The organism is Streptomyces sp. NPDC020597 (assembly GCF_044335095.1).
Lineage (GTDB): Bacteria > Actinomycetota > Actinomycetes > Streptomycetales > Streptomycetaceae > Streptomyces.
This window is the reverse complement of sequence record NZ_JBIRUL010000049.1, coordinates 1-13,947: the sequence shown is the minus strand read 5'-3', so window position 1 is coordinate 13,947 and position 13,947 is coordinate 1. Positions and strand designations below refer to the sequence as shown.

The 13,947-nt window shown below is 72.9% G+C and carries 11 protein-coding genes; 5 read left to right on the top strand and 6 right to left on the bottom strand.

Annotated elements, in window-relative coordinates; all coding sequences use genetic code 11:
* The first annotated feature begins 607 nt into the window (after positions 1-607).
* The 4 genes from ACH4ZA_RS38585 to ACH4ZA_RS38570 all read left to right on the top strand — a co-directional run bounded on the left by ACH4ZA_RS38585 (position 608) and on the right by ACH4ZA_RS38570 (position 5,215).
* Positions 608-1,843, top strand: coding sequence for an acyl-CoA dehydrogenase family protein (locus ACH4ZA_RS38585; protein WP_398433689.1), 1,236 nt, complete (start codon positions 608-610; stop codon positions 1,841-1,843).
* A 506-nt stretch (positions 1,844-2,349) separates the two neighbouring features.
* Positions 2,350-3,462, top strand: a complete 1,113-nt coding sequence (locus tag ACH4ZA_RS38580; protein WP_398433688.1) for an aliphatic sulfonate ABC transporter substrate-binding protein — start codon at positions 2,350-2,352, stop codon at positions 3,460-3,462.
* A 42-nt stretch (positions 3,463-3,504) separates the two neighbouring features.
* The gene (locus tag ACH4ZA_RS38575; RefSeq protein ID WP_398433687.1) at positions 3,505-4,302 is read left to right on the top strand and encodes an ABC transporter ATP-binding protein; all 798 of its coding nucleotides are present in this window, start codon (positions 3,505-3,507) and stop codon (positions 4,300-4,302) included.
* The gene (locus tag ACH4ZA_RS38570; RefSeq protein ID WP_398433686.1) at positions 4,289-5,215 is read left to right on the top strand and encodes an ABC transporter permease; all 927 of its coding nucleotides are present in this window, start codon (positions 4,289-4,291) and stop codon (positions 5,213-5,215) included. The genes ACH4ZA_RS38575 and ACH4ZA_RS38570 overlap by 14 nt, the downstream gene beginning before the upstream one ends.
* Here ACH4ZA_RS38570 and ACH4ZA_RS38565 read toward each other — a convergent pair.
* From ACH4ZA_RS38565 to ACH4ZA_RS38545, 5 genes are all read right to left on the bottom strand, one after another.
* Positions 5,160-6,452: an extracellular solute-binding protein gene (locus ACH4ZA_RS38565; protein ID WP_398433685.1), complete on the bottom strand. Its 1,293-nt coding sequence runs from the start codon at positions 6,450-6,452 to the stop codon at positions 5,160-5,162. The genes ACH4ZA_RS38570 and ACH4ZA_RS38565 overlap by 56 nt on opposite strands.
* Entirely contained in the window at positions 6,449-7,411 is a 963-nt protein-coding gene (locus ACH4ZA_RS38560; protein WP_398433684.1) for a hypothetical protein, read from the bottom strand. Before ACH4ZA_RS38560 ends, ACH4ZA_RS38565 begins: the two co-directional genes overlap by 4 nt.
* Positions 7,408-8,838, bottom strand: a complete 1,431-nt coding sequence (locus ACH4ZA_RS38555) for a VWA domain-containing protein (RefSeq protein WP_398433683.1) — start codon at positions 8,836-8,838, stop codon at positions 7,408-7,410. Before ACH4ZA_RS38555 ends, ACH4ZA_RS38560 begins: the two co-directional genes overlap by 4 nt.
* Positions 8,839-8,954: 116 nt before the next feature.
* The gene (locus tag ACH4ZA_RS38550; RefSeq protein ID WP_398433682.1) at positions 8,955-11,105 is read right to left on the bottom strand and encodes a tetratricopeptide repeat protein; all 2,151 of its coding nucleotides are present in this window, start codon (positions 11,103-11,105) and stop codon (positions 8,955-8,957) included.
* Between the two features lie 4 nt (positions 11,106-11,109).
* Positions 11,110-12,810: a serine protease gene (locus ACH4ZA_RS38545; RefSeq protein WP_398433681.1), complete on the bottom strand. Its 1,701-nt coding sequence runs from the start codon at positions 12,808-12,810 to the stop codon at positions 11,110-11,112.
* A gap of 216 nt (positions 12,811-13,026) precedes the next feature.
* Here ACH4ZA_RS38545 and ACH4ZA_RS38540 point away from each other — a divergent pair, with 216 nt between their 5' ends.
* Positions 13,027-13,197, top strand: coding sequence for a DUF5670 family protein (locus ACH4ZA_RS38540; protein WP_107448531.1), 171 nt, complete (start codon positions 13,027-13,029; stop codon positions 13,195-13,197).
* 265 nt (positions 13,198-13,462) lie between these two features.
* On the opposite strand, the gene ACH4ZA_RS38535 is transcribed toward ACH4ZA_RS38540, so the two are convergent.
* Positions 13,463-13,726 carry a hypothetical protein gene (locus ACH4ZA_RS38535; protein WP_398433680.1) on the bottom strand — a complete coding sequence of 88 codons (264 nt, stop codon included), beginning with the start codon at positions 13,724-13,726 and terminating at the stop codon, positions 13,463-13,465.
* Positions 13,727-13,947: the final 221 nt, after the last annotated feature.

Below are 13,947 nucleotides of genomic sequence, written 5' to 3'. Positions count from 1 at the left end.
AGGCCTCGCGGGCCTGTCGGTGCGCGGGTCGGGGGTGTTGTACCGGCGTGTGCGGACGACGGGTCACGCAGGGACGCACTCGGGTCGCGAAGGGGTCACCGAGGGACGGAAGGGCCGGTCAGACAGCCCGCTGCCGCGTCAGGCGCAACACGCTGCGGACCACACGCGACCGAAGTCGATGTGGTCGCGGGTGACCAGGCGCTGCTCGGCGTTCATGCGGTCAATTGAGCAGTACATCCCGCCTCTCGTCAACCACTGCCCGGATGCCGGACCTGCCGGACCTGCCTGGTGCCGACGGCGTGGCGTGCGCCGCTCGGACGTGCCCCGGCGTGACGCTCGCCGCCCTTCGCCGCCCTCACAGGACGCGACTTCCCTATATTTCCTATCGGATAACTAGGAAAGCATTGACGGCCCGGCCGCCTGATGCGCAGGATGATGCACACGCCACCCATGCGGTGAACCGCACGCGGCAGGAAGCCCGTTGCGCTCCGCGCACGCCCCGAAAGCCCCGCACCACCACGCGGACGTGATGCCCGCGCCACCGAACCGGACGTGATGCCCGCGCCCCGCCGCCGCATCCGTCGCCGACCCCGAGGAGACCGCCGTCATGGGCGTTGCCACCGCGCCGTCCGCACCCGCCTCCCCGCACCACCGGACCGCGCCCGGCCGTGCGCACTGGCTGCGCGTGGCCCGCGAGACGGCGGACGACCTGGCCACGGACGCGGTGACCAGGGAGCAGGCGGGCAAGGTCCCCTTCGACGAGGTGTCCCGGCTGCGTGAGGCAGGACTGCTGACACTGCTGGTCCCGGCCGGGCAGGGAGGCGGCGGCGCCGACTGGAGCACGGCCTACGCGGTGGTCCGGGAGATCGCCGCCGCCGACGGCGCGATCGCCCAGCTCCTCGGGTGTCACTACTTCCTGGGATGGAGCACCCGATCGCTCACCGAGCCCGGTCGCGCCGCGCAGGTCGAGCGGCAGTCCGTGGCGGAGGGCTGGTGCTGGGGCGGCGGCCTCGCCCGCCGGGAACCGCCCCTGACGCTGACCGGATCGGCCCAGGGGTACGTACTGGACGGCTGCCAGAGCTACGCCTCGGGGATTCTGGTCGCCGACCGCATCGCCGTGCGGGCAGTACGGTCGGACACCGGTGAACCGCTCGCCGTCGTCGTCGATCCGGCCGACCACCGGGTGCGGACCGACGGCGACGGCGACGCCGGTGCGTTCGGTCAGCGGCTCGCGGCAGGCGGCGCGGTGGCGTTCGACGCCGTGCCGGTCGACGCCCAGGACGTACTGGGCTCCCTGTCCGCCGACGAAGACGTCCTGTCCCCCGCGCTCGCGCTGGCGTCGCCGGTCGGGCGCCTCCTCTCGGTGCAGCTGCTGCTGGGCCTGACCGAGGGGGTGCTCGCCGAGGCCCGGGAGTACCGCAGGGCGGGGCAGGCCCCCTGGCATCCCGCCTGGCCGGCGGGCGCCTCGCAGGACCCGCACGTACTGAGTGCGTACGGAGAGCTGACCGTCCTCGCCCGCTCCGCCTCCGCGCTCGCCGGTCAGGCGCTCACGGCCGTGGAAGGCGCACTGGCGAGCGGCGCGAACCTCTCCTACGACGAGTGCGCGGAGGCGTCCGTCCTGGTTGCCGTCGCCGAGGCCGCCGCCGCCAGGGCCGCTCAGGAGTGCACCACACGCGCCCTCGACATCATCGGCGCCCGCTCCGCCTCCTCGCGGCTGGGCTTCGACCGCTTCTGGCGCAACGCACGGGCCCACACCCTGCACGAGCCGGTGTCCCACCGTCTGCGCGACGTCGGGGACTATTTCCTCAACGGCACGCACCCTCCGTTCGTACTACCCGCCTGACCTGCGCAATTCGGCTCGGACTCGGGCCGCACACACACCGCCCGAGAGACATGGTCTCAATGGGCGAGATAAGGCCGTCCATCATACGAACACCCCCTTGGGGGAAGCGCGAGCTTCTGCCACGATCCCTATCAGCCAGGTAGGAATACTAGGGATCAGGGGGTGGCCATGAGATCGTTCGACCGCACCGGCCGGGCGCTGCCCCTGCTGACCTCGCGCCGTCACATCGACTTCGGCCGTACCTCCAGCGCCTTCTGTCGGCCTTTCTGACGCCACAGCAGCTGCACTTCTCCGCATCAGCGCTGACTTCCCGTCCGGCCGCCGCATCCGCGCGCCGGACACCCCGGCTCGCCGCTCCCCCCACTCCCCGCGCGCTCCGTCGCCCCGCCCGCCACGGCTCCTCTGCCACCGGCGGCCGAGGCGCGGCGTGCCGGTGCACGCGGAAGACCGTCGTCCCGACCGCCCGTAACGCCCCGCTCTCTCCGCTTCCCTGAAAGGACACTGCCGTGTCTGCCGCAAGACCGCTCGCCACACTGCGCGCCATCGCCGCCCTCGCCGCCCTGCCTCTCCTGCTCACCGCCTGCGGCTACGGTTCCGAGGCCACCGACGACGACGGCGGCAAGCAGACCGCGGTGGCGGCGGACGCCAAGAAGCTGTCCGCCGACGAGGTCAGCATCGGCTACTTCCCCAACCTCACGCACGCCACCGCGCTGGTGGGCGTCCAGGAGGGCCTGTTCCAGAAGGAGCTCGGCGGCACCAAGATCAAGGCGTCCACCTTCAACGCCGGCCCCTCCGAGATCGAGGCGCTGAACGCCGGCTCCATCGACATCGGCTGGATCGGCCCCTCCCCCTCGATCAACGGCTACACCAAGTCCAAGGGCAAGAACCTGCGCATCATCGGCGGTTCGGCGTCCGGCGGCGTGAAGCTGGTGGTCAACCCCGACAAGATCAAGACCCTGGACGACCTCAAGGGCAAGAAGATCGCCACGCCGCAGCTCGGCAACACCCAGGACGTCGCGTTCCTCAACTGGATCGCGGAGAAGGGCTGGAAGGTCGACGCGCAGAGCGGCAAGGGCGACGTCTCGGTCGTCCGCACGGACAACAAGATCACCCCGGACGCCTACAAGTCCGGCTCCATCGACGGCGCCTGGGTGCCGGAGCCGACCGCGTCCAAGCTGGTCGCCGAGGGCGCCAAGGTGCTGCTGGACGAGTCGACGCTGTGGCCGAAGAACCAGTTCGTGATCACGAACATCATCGTGTCGCAGAAGTTCCTCAAGGAGCACCCGGACGTCGTCGAGGCCGTGCTGCGCGGCTCGGTGAAGACCAACGAGTGGATCAACGCCAACCCCGACAAGGCGAAGGCGTCCGCCAACACGGCGCTGGAGAAGCTGTCGGGCAAGGCGCTGCCCGCCGAGGTCCTCGACCCGGCCTGGAAGTCCGTCACCTTCCTCGACGACCCGCTGGCCGCCACGCTCGACACCGAGGCTCAGCACGCCGTCAAGGCCGGTCTGCTGGACAAGCCCGACCTCAAGGGGATCTACGACCTCGCGCCGCTGAACAAGGTCCTCAAGGCCGCGGGCAAGCCCGAGGTCAGCGACGCCGGTCTCGGCGCCCAGTAGCCCGAACCCACACAACAGAACAGCTCCCAGGAGGTGACGACCATGGCCACCACGATCGCCCAGGCTGCCGAGAACGCCACGGCGGTGACCCACGCCGCCCGTATCGCGCACGTCTCGAAGTCCTTTCCCGCCCCGGGCGCTCCCGGCGGACATCAGCTCGTGCTGGACGACATCACCCTCGATGTCGCACCCGGCGAGTTCGTCACCCTCCTGGGGGCCTCCGGCTGCGGCAAGTCCACGCTGCTCAACCTGGTCGCGGGACTGGACCGGCCGTCCGCCGGCTCGATCGCCACGGACGGCCGGCCCGCCCTGATGTTCCAGGAACACGCCCTGTTCCCGTGGCTGACCGCGGGCAAGAACATCGAACTCGCCCTCAAACTGCGGGGAGTCGCCGCACCGGAACGCCGTCAGGAGGCGGAACGGCTCCTCGACCTCGTTCGACTGCGGGGCGCGCACGGCAAGCGCGTGCACGAACTCTCCGGCGGGATGCGCCAGCGCGTGGCCCTGGCCCGTGCCCTCGCCCAGGACAGCCGGCTGCTGCTGATGGACGAGCCGTTCGCGGCCCTCGACGCCATCACCCGTGACGTGCTGCACGACGAACTGACCCGTATCTGGCGCGAGACGGGACTGTCGGTCCTCTTCGTCACGCACAACGTGCGCGAAGCCGTGCGCCTCGCCCAGCGGGTGGTGCTCCTGTCCTCACGGCCGGGACGCGTCGCCCGCGAGTGGACGATCGGCATTCCGCAGCCGCGCCGCATCGAGGACAGCGCGGTCGCCGAGCTGTCCGTCGAGATCACCGAAGAACTGCGTAGGGAGATCCGCCGACATGGCCAGCACTGACAGCGGCGTCGCCGTCGACGAGGACGGTCACCCGCGAGACGGACGCCCCGGGGACCCGCACGACCTGACCGGGCTCGAGGCCGGACTCGACGCGCTGGACACGGTGCAGACGCGTCGGACGCCGCTGCGCGAGACCCTGCTGCGCAAGGTGCTGCCGCCCGTCACCGCCGTCGTCCTGGTCCTGGCGGTCTGGCAGTTGCTGGTGTGGTTCGAGGTCGCCCCCGACTACAAGCTGCCCTCGCCGGCCGACGTGGGGAGCGAGATCCGCAACGCCTGGCTGCAGGGCACCCTGCTCGACTACATCTGGACCAGTGTCTCGCGCGGGCTGCTCGGCTTCCTGCTGTCGCTCGTCATCGGCACCCCGCTGGGTCTGCTGGTCGCACGGGTGCGGTTCGTCCGGGCGGCCATAGGCCCCGTCCTGTCGGGACTGCAGTCGCTGCCGTCGGTGGCCTGGGTGCCGCCCGCCGTGATCTGGCTCGGGCTGGACGACTCGATGATGTACGCCGTCATCCTGCTCGGCGCGGTGCCCTCCATCGCCAACGGCCTCGTGGCGGGCGTCGACCAGATCCCGCCGCTGTTCCTGCGGGCCGGCCGCACCCTGGGCGCGACCGGGCTGCGCGGGGCCTGGCACATCGTGATGCCGGCGGCGCTCCCCGGCTATCTGGCGGGTCTGAAGCAGGGCTGGGCGTTCGCCTGGCGGTCGCTGATGGCCGCCGAGATCATCGCCTCCTCGCCCGACCTGGGCGTCGGTCTCGGCCAGCTGCTGGAGAACGGACGCAGCAACTCCAGCATGCCGCAGGTGTTCATGGCCATCTTCCTGATCCTGCTCGTCGGCATCGCCATCGACCTGCTGATCTTCAGCCCGCTGGAACGACGGGTCCTGCGCGGCCGGGGTCTGCTGGTGACCCGCTGACCTGAGGAGGGCCGGCGCAGAGCTTTTCGCGGGGCACGGGAGAACTCCCCAGCTTCTCCTGGACCTCGTCGAGATCCGCGAGGAACCGGTCGGGGTCCTTCGTCGCGCCGGTCGCGTAGTCGAGGACGGCCCGGTAGAAGGCGGCCGACACGTCGGGCGTCATCGCGTCGGCCGCGCCGAAGCACAGGGTGTAGCCGGAGTGCGGTCGGAGCATCCCGGCGATCCGCTGCTGCGTCGAGGTGGCGTAGCGGGTGACGTGACCGTCGGCGGAGAAGGCCGCGCCCGCCTCCTGGTCCACCCACAGCTGCTGGGCCCTCGTCCCGGCGAGGAAGGCGATGAACGCCTCGGCGCCCGGGTTGTCGTCGGTGAACATGCCGACGAAGTCCGCCGAGACCTCCAGCCGGCGTGTCGGGGAGGAGGTCACGAAGTCGTGGTCGTGTCCCTCGTCGAAGCCCATGGCGGACAGCGCGCCGTGCGCGAGGGAGCACCTGGGGGGTTTCGTGGTCATCCCCGCGGCCGCCTCGCCGAAGTTGCGGACGGCCGCGCCCCGCACGCCGGAGCCCATGAGGGCGCGCCACGTGGTCCACGCCTCGTCGAGCTGGGGGGACCTCCATCTCTCGCCGCCGGTCAGCCACTTCGTGTAGAAGTCGACGCCGGCCCGGGCGAGGAGGATGTCCGCGATCCAGTCCGCGCCCGGCCAGCCGGAGGTGGGTCCGGACTCCAGTCCCAGGCACCAGATGCCGGGTGTGTCGAGATCGGGCGGCGCCGACGGGCCGGTCGCCGCCTTCGCGAACCAGGCGAGGCTCTTGACGTCCACTTTGACGGGCACGGCGTACACCTCGCCCCGCACCGTGGCCAGCCCGCGGAACGGTTCCAGATAGGCGCCGGTGGGCACGTCCAGCGGCTGCAGCCTCCGCTCCTTCCCCTTCCCCCGCTGCACGTAGCCGTGGACGGCTCCCACGCTCGGCAGCATGGCGAGGTCGGGCGGCGCCCCGGCCGTCACGGCGGCGTCGAGCTGCTGGGTCAGGGCGCGGGTGACCTGGACGTCCACCTGGATGCCGGTCTCCCTCTCGAACTCCGTCAGCACCGCGTGGAAGGCCTGGAACTCGTCACCGGACCACGGGATCATGATCGTCACCCGCTCGGGCCCGGACCCGCCTCCGCAGCCGGCCGCGGCCAGCAACAGGCCGAGGACCAGGACACAGCGCGCGAGCCGCGCCGTCGGCGTCTTCTTCATGGGCGCGGAAACCTGTACTCGGCCAGACGGGGCCGGTAGCCGAGGTAGGCCAGCACCGCGGCGACCGCGAGGAGGCCCAGCGTGAGCGTGGTGGTCAGCCAGTGCCCGAGGAGCGGGGTCTGGTGCAGGGCCAGGGTGTCGCGTCGGCTCAGCCGGCTCGCGGTGACGCCCACCGCCGCGGTGGCGGCCAGGGCGACGACCAGTGGCAGGCCGACGAAGCGCCGGAAGCGCCGGGCGACGACGTGCCCGGTCGCCAGGACGCACACGAGCATCACGGCCGTCGGCCCGACGAGCAGGGAGCGGACGTAGACCGGGTTCAGCCAGCGCGACTCCTTCTGCGCGTCGAGGGCTTCGTTCTGCAGGTCCTTCAGGTCGGTGAGGGAGGCGGTGAGACCGCCCGTGCCGGGAATCCATTCCCCCGTTCGCGGATCCTTCGCCCGTGGGGCGGTCAGCGCCAGCCGGGCGGCGTCGAGGACGCCGGGCCCGCTGCGGGCGTAGTCGCGCACCGCCGTGTTGGCCAGTTGCAGACAGGTGGTCAACTGGCCCTGGACGTACTCGAACTGGGTGCGTCCCCGGTTGCCCGCCGCGTTGCCCGCGGCTGCCGAGGTGACGAGTGTGTTCACCCGCGCGGTGTCGTTGGCGAACTCCGTGCCCGTCCCGATCAGCGTGACCTGCCGGGTGGCGGCGACCTTCGCGAGCGCCGCCTCCGCCGCCACTGCCGTACCGCGCGCCTGCTCGATGTCCTCGACCGCCGCCTCGGTGCGTCTGGCGGCGGCCATCTGCTCTCCGGCCCGGGCCGACACCAGCAGGTACAGCAGCGCCGTGGCCGCCACCATGGCGAGGACGCCCGCCCTGAGCCACCGCAGCACGGTGACGGGGTGGATCGCGCGCGCCCGCCGGCGTCCGTCGGACGCCCTCTCGCGGAAGGAACGCCGGGGCCGGCCCGCCGGGGCGCTCACGGGGCGTCCACCGGCCCGCCGTCCGTCCCGCGGTCCGGCTCGTGCGCCGGCGCGTCGAGGCGGTGACCGCACTCCTCGCAGAACGTCGCCGAACGCGTCGACGGCCTCGTGCCGCACCGGGGGCAGAGACGGACGGCGTCGTCCAAGGGCGGTGAGGGGACCGCGTCGACCGGCGGGGTCACGGTCCTGGTCGAGTCGAGTCCCAGTCGTTGCACCTGCCCCCGGGAGACGTCGCGGCGCAGGTGCGGCAGGTCGTCGGGGCCGGTGACCGACACCGAGCGCAGCAGCCGCAGGCGCGCGGTGTCGCCGAGCTCGGCGGCGAGCCGTAGCGCGATGCGCAGTTCCCGGTCGGCGCGTTGGTGCCGCCCCTTCTGCCAGGCGTCGGCGCAGGCCCGCATCGCCATGCCCAGCTCGTGCTCGTTCTCCACGCGGGTGAGGTCGGCGGACGGCGGTATGCCGAACCCGGGTGTCCCGCGCCGCCGTACGACCATGGCCCGGGGCTCGCTGCACGGCACGCGTGTCCCGTCGCCCTGCTCGGCGTGCAGCGTGACGCGGGCGGCGCGCAGGTCCTCCTCGACGGTCAGCGCGTCGGGATCGAAGCGCAGGGACACCTGGTACTGGCGGGTTTCCGGCGGCCAGGAGCCGAGGGGGACGTGGATCTCGTCGCCATGCTGGCGACGGGCCGTCAACTCCGCCTGTACGGGGCGGGTCTGGCGGACGAATCCCAGCCGGAAACGGCTGTTGAGGCGCAGGCCCAGGTAGACGCGGGGCACGACGATGCGCTGGGCCTGCCGCATGGTCCGGGTGAAGTCCTGCGCGAGGTCGGAGGCGGCGACGACGGCTTGCGCGCTTCCGTGCAGGGCCTGGGTGATCCTCAGCAGTTCCGCGTAGTTCCAGTCCTCGCCGAGCCCCCGCGCGTCGCAGACGAACCGGTCGGTGCACGTCTCCAGGACGCCGCCCAGCTGTTCGGGCGTCTCGTGCTCGTCCTTGCCGTCCGTGTAGAGCACCGCGTGGCGTACGACGGCGGGCGAGGCCACCGACGCGAAGAGGCGGTCCGCGCAGGCCAGCCACCGGCCGATCGCCGTGCCGCCCTCGGCCAGTTGACCGATGATCCGGCTCTTGGCCTCCTGCCGGGCGTCGGCGTCGACCGGTGCGAGGCCGCCGGTGGCGGGGAAGACGACCTCGGCCTCGTGATGGCCCGCGACGATCCCGAGGAGGGTCCCGTCCCGCAGAACGTCGACGGCCGCGCACATGGCGCGCTTGGCCTCGTCCAGCTTGCCGTGCCCGGCCATGGACAGCGACCGGTCCATGATGAGGACCTCGGCGGTCTGCGTCCGCGTCGCGCGCCCGGGGACGGGCCGGGCCCGGACCGTGACGAGGGCGTCGGCGCGCGTCTCGTCGTGCGCCAGGTCGGCGGGTGCGTCCACGTCCACTTCGAAGCTGAGCCCTGTCAACGGCGGCCTGTCCCCCACCGGCACCACCCGACTGTGTCCCGTGTGTCCCCGTGATGCCTGCGCATCTCCGCATGCCCGTGCGTAGCGACTCAGGAGCTTAGCGTGTCGGGTCCCGCTTCGACACGGGAACGACGGGAACCACGGCGGAGCGCCGGCCACCTCCAGTCCAGGGCCGGGCGCAGCCGGTTCGCCAGGTCCACCAGGGCCACGTAGGCGCGCTCGGTGGGAGCGTGCGCGCCCAGCCCGCGGACCGCTTCCGACAGCCGCAGCCGGTCGTGGGCGCGCAGGAACTCGGCGTACTGGATCTCCGCCTCGAGACCGGCGGCCGAGGCGTCGTCGGCGTGGAGGCCGGCCAGCGCCGCACGGGCCGCTCCCAGGTCGTCCCGCGTCGGCGGGGCGGGCGGCGTCCGCCGGGCGGGGACGGTGACGAGCAGGCGGACGACCGCGACCCGCGCCTCGCGCTCGTAGCGGAACTCCTGGGCGAGTCGTTCCGCGGTGGCCACCGCCTCCGCGCGCCGGCCCGACAGCAGGTGCACCCGGGCCAGTCCGAAACCGGCCGCGCCGAGCGCGGGCGCGGTCTCGAAGACGGTGCCGTAGTGCGAGTGGGCGACCTCGTGGTCGTCACGGAACTCGGCGCACAGGCCGAGCGCGAGCTGCGGGATCAGCTCCCCCGGCAGCGCCCGGCGCACCTCGGTGAAGTGGCCGACGGCTCTGGGCACGTCCTCGCGGGCCAGCGCGATCAGGCCCGAGTACCAGGCGTGCAGCCAGTGCCAGTCGGGCAGCCCCGCGTGCGTCAGCGCCTGTGCGGCCCGGGTGACGTCGTCGCGGCGCAGCGCGAGCCGGCTCTCGGCCAGCGCGTTTCCGGCCGCGTCGCCGATGCGCGGATCGTCGGGGTCGGACAGGGGCGTGGGCAGCGCGCCCGCCATGTCGCGAGGGCCCGGACAGGAGAACGGCGCGGGCATGGTCAGCAGGGCGTCCGCGGTGACGGTCGCCCGGACCCAGTGCTCGAGGGGACGCGCCGTGCCCAGCCCGCCGTGCAGGGGCTCGGTCATCGAGCCGAACAGCGCCGACGGCCGGGCCACCTGCCGGCCGGCCGGCGGCGCCGCCACGATCTGCCGGACCACTCCGCTGAGCTGCTCGCCGAACTGGCGTGCCGAAACGAATCGCCGCTCGGGCACGACGACGTCGGTGGCCCGGTCGAGCAGCAGCATCAGCGAGTCAACCCCCGGCGCCGCCCGGTCCGCGCTGTGCGCGCGGCACACCTCCCGCAAGGTCATGCCGAGGCCGTACAGGTCGAATCCCGGAGTGGGACGCACGTGCTCCGGGTCGTCCTCGGGGGGCGCGTACGCCTTGGTGTACGCGACGATCGGCCCGGCCTGCTCCTGGGAGCGCACCGCGCCGAAGTCGATGAGCCTGACCCGGTCCAGCGGCGGGGCGGAGCCCGCGGATCCCTCCTCCCGGAACCGGATCACGTTCAGGGGTTTGACGTCGCAGTGCAGCAGCCCCCTGGCGTGCAGGTAGTCGAGCGCCTGGAGGATGCGGACTCCGTGCGCGAGGAGCGTCTCGAGCCGGTCCCCGTCGCGCGCCGACAGGGCGACGCCCGGCACGTACTCGAGCACGAGGTGGGGTCCCTCGGGTTCGTAGCCGAGGATGCGGACGATGCTGTCGTGCCGCAGCCCGACCAGCACGTCCCGCTCGTGTTCGGCCGTCCTGGCCACCGACCGGTTCAGCGCCTTGAGGACCACCTTCGTCTCGAGGTTGCGGTCGTGTGCGAGGTAGGCCGCCCCGTAGGCCCCCGAGCCGAGGACCCGCTCGACGTCGTAGCGTCCGGCGATGGTGAGGCCGTGCGGCTGGGCGAAGTCGAAGCGGGTTCCGCAGTCGGCGCAGAATCCCGCGGTGCGGCCGCGCTCCCCGCCGTGCCCCCGGCCCACCGGCTGCCCGCAGACGGGGTTGGCGCAGAACCGGTGCTCCTCGGCGACGGGACCCGCGACGGGAGACGGCGGGTCGGGGAGGTCCGCGGCCAGACCGGAATCGATCAGGCCGAGGCCGTACCAGGGGTCCGGGCGCACCTGCGCCACACCGACGCCGACGCCCCGTGGCACGCCGGCGCGTGGTTCCCGGGCCGCGGCGTCGGGCGCGGCGGCGTGGCCCGGCGGCAGCGGGCGCCGGTCGCACACCGGGCAGAATCCGTCCTCGTCGATCTCGCCCAGGGCGCAGTCGGGGCGGTTGCACCTCGGCAAGGCGTCACCCTTCGTCGATCCGTCGGTTGACCTCGTCGGTGTGGAGCCGGACCAGCCTGCGGGCGGCCGCGAGGTCGATCGGCACGGTCTGCAGCGCGCGGGCCGCGGGCGCGTGCAGCTCGGCGAGCCGCCGGTCCTCCTCGCCGAAGAACCGTGCCGCGCGCACCCGGTGGAGTTCGAGGCTCGTGGCGAGGTCCGCGTGGTCCTCCACCAGCCGCCGCAGGGCCCGGTCGAAGGCGGCGACCTCGGCGCGGGCTTCGAGAGCCCGGTCATGGACCGCGGTGAGCTCGGGGTTGGGTTCGGTGGTCCGGGCGACGGCAAGCCGGATCCGCAGACGGGGCGCCGCGCTGCGCGGCGGGCGGGGCGCGCCGAAGAACTTTCCGCCCCACCGCGCCCACAGCCGTGCCGCCGCCTCCTCCTCGGCGGCGAGCTGTCCGACCGCGGTCTGCGCCTGGGCCGGGGTGACGCTCGCGGACGCCGGTCCGACGACGGGCGCCGGGTCGAGGGACACGTCATGGGGAAGGTCTTCGGGGGGCCGGTCCTCGAAGCCCAGGACCAGTCGCAGGCCGCTCGAGCGGGCCCGGCGGGCCAGCGGCCCCAGCAGCTCCCGTACGAGTGCCTCCGGGTCCGCGGCCCGGTCGACGCGGCCCACCACCAGGCACGCGGGAGGCCGCCGGCGGGCCAGCCGGCGCACCGCGTCCCGGTCGTCCTCCGCGCGCAGTCCGAACCGGCCCGTCAGGTACCGGCGGACCTCCGCGACGGACCTGCCGCAGGCGTCGTACGCCGCGTCGATGGAGCCGAGCCCGAGAACGGTGTCCCCGGGGGCGCCGGTCAGCTCGGCGTCGGACACGGTCGCGCGGGCCGCCGGATCGGCCGTGCGCACCAGGCGCACCAGCCACGACGAGCCCGCGCCGACCGAGGCGTCGGTGCCGACGGCCACGGTGCCCGACCAGTCGCCGTCGAGCAGCCGGGTGAGCTCCTGGGTGAGCGCGAGGCGCAGCGGGTCGTGCAGGACGTCCTGGGGCAACTCGCCGCCGGACGGGCCGAGTTCGTCGGTGCGGTGGCCGCCGGTGAACTCCTGGATGCGCGGCAGGTACGTCAGCAGCGTCTCGGTCGGCAGCATCCAGGCCGCCCGGGCGTCGCCGTTGACGTAGTCGGCCACCACGATGCCGATGACCCTGCCCTTGAACTCGCCGTCCAGCGCGACGACCCCGGCGCCGGAGTAGCCCGCCTCGATCCACGGGTCGCCGGCGCGGATCTGCCTCAGCAGACCCCATTCGCCCTCCCGGCCGCCGGAACCGGCCAGTTCGGCGTCCGTCCCTATGCCGTAGGGCTCGGCCTGCGGAAAGCCGTACACCCGCACCCTGCCGCCGGAGATCGGCACCTTCCACAGGGTGGTCCTGGTGGCGCAGTCGGCCGGCTCGTCGAGTGCGAGCAGCGCCACGTCACCGCGCCGTGTGCCGTGCTCGTGCACCCATGAGCCGGGGACGACGCGCGCGGTGCGCGTCCACTCCGGACTGCACGCCACACTCCTGATCCGTACGCAGGACGCCGTGCCCTGCGGCTGCGCTCCCACGTACCGGACGACATGCGCGCAGGTCAGCACGTGCCGGTCGTCGAGAAGCACCCCGGCGCCGCAGGGCGCCCCGCGCTCGTCGTCCACTCTCACCCGCCACGCGTTATCGCTGTGGTGATGCAGCGCCATCCCTCAACAGTATGACAACTCCCGCCCCAGGGGCCCTGGTTGCCCCGAACGCGGCCCCGAACGCGGCCTCGAACGCGGCCTCGAACGGGGCACTGTCCGCCGGCGGGGCGGGGGCGGCGGGCCGGTGCGCGTCCGCGAGGGCAGATAAGAAAAAGATAAGCATCGAGGCATGCAGGTCCTGCGGCGGGGCACACGGCGGAACGGAGGTTGATAACCATGGTTCCCTTGCTGCTGGTTCTTCTGCTCGCCCTGATCCTCTTCGGCGCCGGGTTCGCCCTCAAGGCCCTATGGTGGATCGCCGTGATCGTCCTCGTGGTCTGGCTGGTCGGCTTCTTCGCCCGCTCGACCGGAGCAGGCGGGGCACGGGGTCGCTGGTACCGCTGGTAAAGCGGGCCGGCACACGCCGCCGGGCATGACGTGGCGTACGAGTGGGACATACGGGTGGGGCGCACCGGACAGGTGCGCCCCACCCGTATGTGCGCCCCAGCCCGTATGTGCGCGACAACCTCACCCGACGCACACACACCTGCCTGTATCGCCGGCCCGCCCGCGGGTAGGCGGCTGGTCAGCTCGGGGCCGGCGCCTGTGCCGGCAGGGAACCCCGGCGCCTCCAGCAGGCGCCGGCCCCGAGTCGAGCGCGTCGTCCGGTGGTTCAGGCGTTGACGTGACGGCGCCAGGCCGTCCTGCGCGGCGCGGCATGGTGCGCCGGCTCGCTCGTCCGGGAGAGCCGCTGCCGGCCCAGCCACAGGGACGTCACCGACAGCAGCCCCGTGAAGACGATGAGGAAGAGCAGCGACACCCACATCTGACGGCTCCCCGGTTCCTCCCATCCCGTCCAGCCCGCCGACGCGGCCCACAGGACGGCGCCGCCCGCGTAGACGGGCCGGATGCGCCGCAACTGTCGCACGGCACACACGGATTCAGCGTGATCGATATTCGATGCCATGTCGGCCCAGGTACCCCGATCCGCGCCCTCCACCACGAGGACGCGGACGACTTGCCGGGAGCGGTACGGCGCCGCCGCAGGACGCGAGTTCCTGCCGTCACTTGATCCAGGCGTCTACCTTGGTGCGGTTGGCGTCGACCCACTTCTTGGCTGCGGCTTCGGGGGTCATCTTGTCGACGGCGATGTATTTG

Excerpts from the sequence above, each read along its gene's own strand:
- ACH4ZA_RS38585 (WP_398433689.1), top strand. The coding sequence starts at position 608 with ATGGGCGTTGCCACCGCGCCGTCCGCACCCGCCTCCCCGCACCACCGG.
- ACH4ZA_RS38575 (WP_398433687.1), top strand. The coding sequence starts at position 3,505 with ATGGCCACCACGATCGCCCAGGCTGCCGAGAACGCCACGGCGGTGACC.
- ACH4ZA_RS38570 (WP_398433686.1), top strand. The coding sequence starts at position 4,289 with ATGGCCAGCACTGACAGCGGCGTCGCCGTCGACGAGGACGGTCACCCG.
- ACH4ZA_RS38565 (WP_398433685.1), bottom strand. The coding sequence starts at position 6,452 with ATGAAGAAGACGCCGACGGCGCGGCTCGCGCGCTGTGTCCTGGTCCTC.
- ACH4ZA_RS38545 (WP_398433681.1), bottom strand. The coding sequence starts at position 12,810 with ATGGCGCTGCATCACCACAGCGATAACGCGTGGCGGGTGAGAGTGGAC.
- ACH4ZA_RS38540 (WP_107448531.1), top strand. The coding sequence starts at position 13,027 with ATGGTTCCCTTGCTGCTGGTTCTTCTGCTCGCCCTGATCCTCTTCGGC.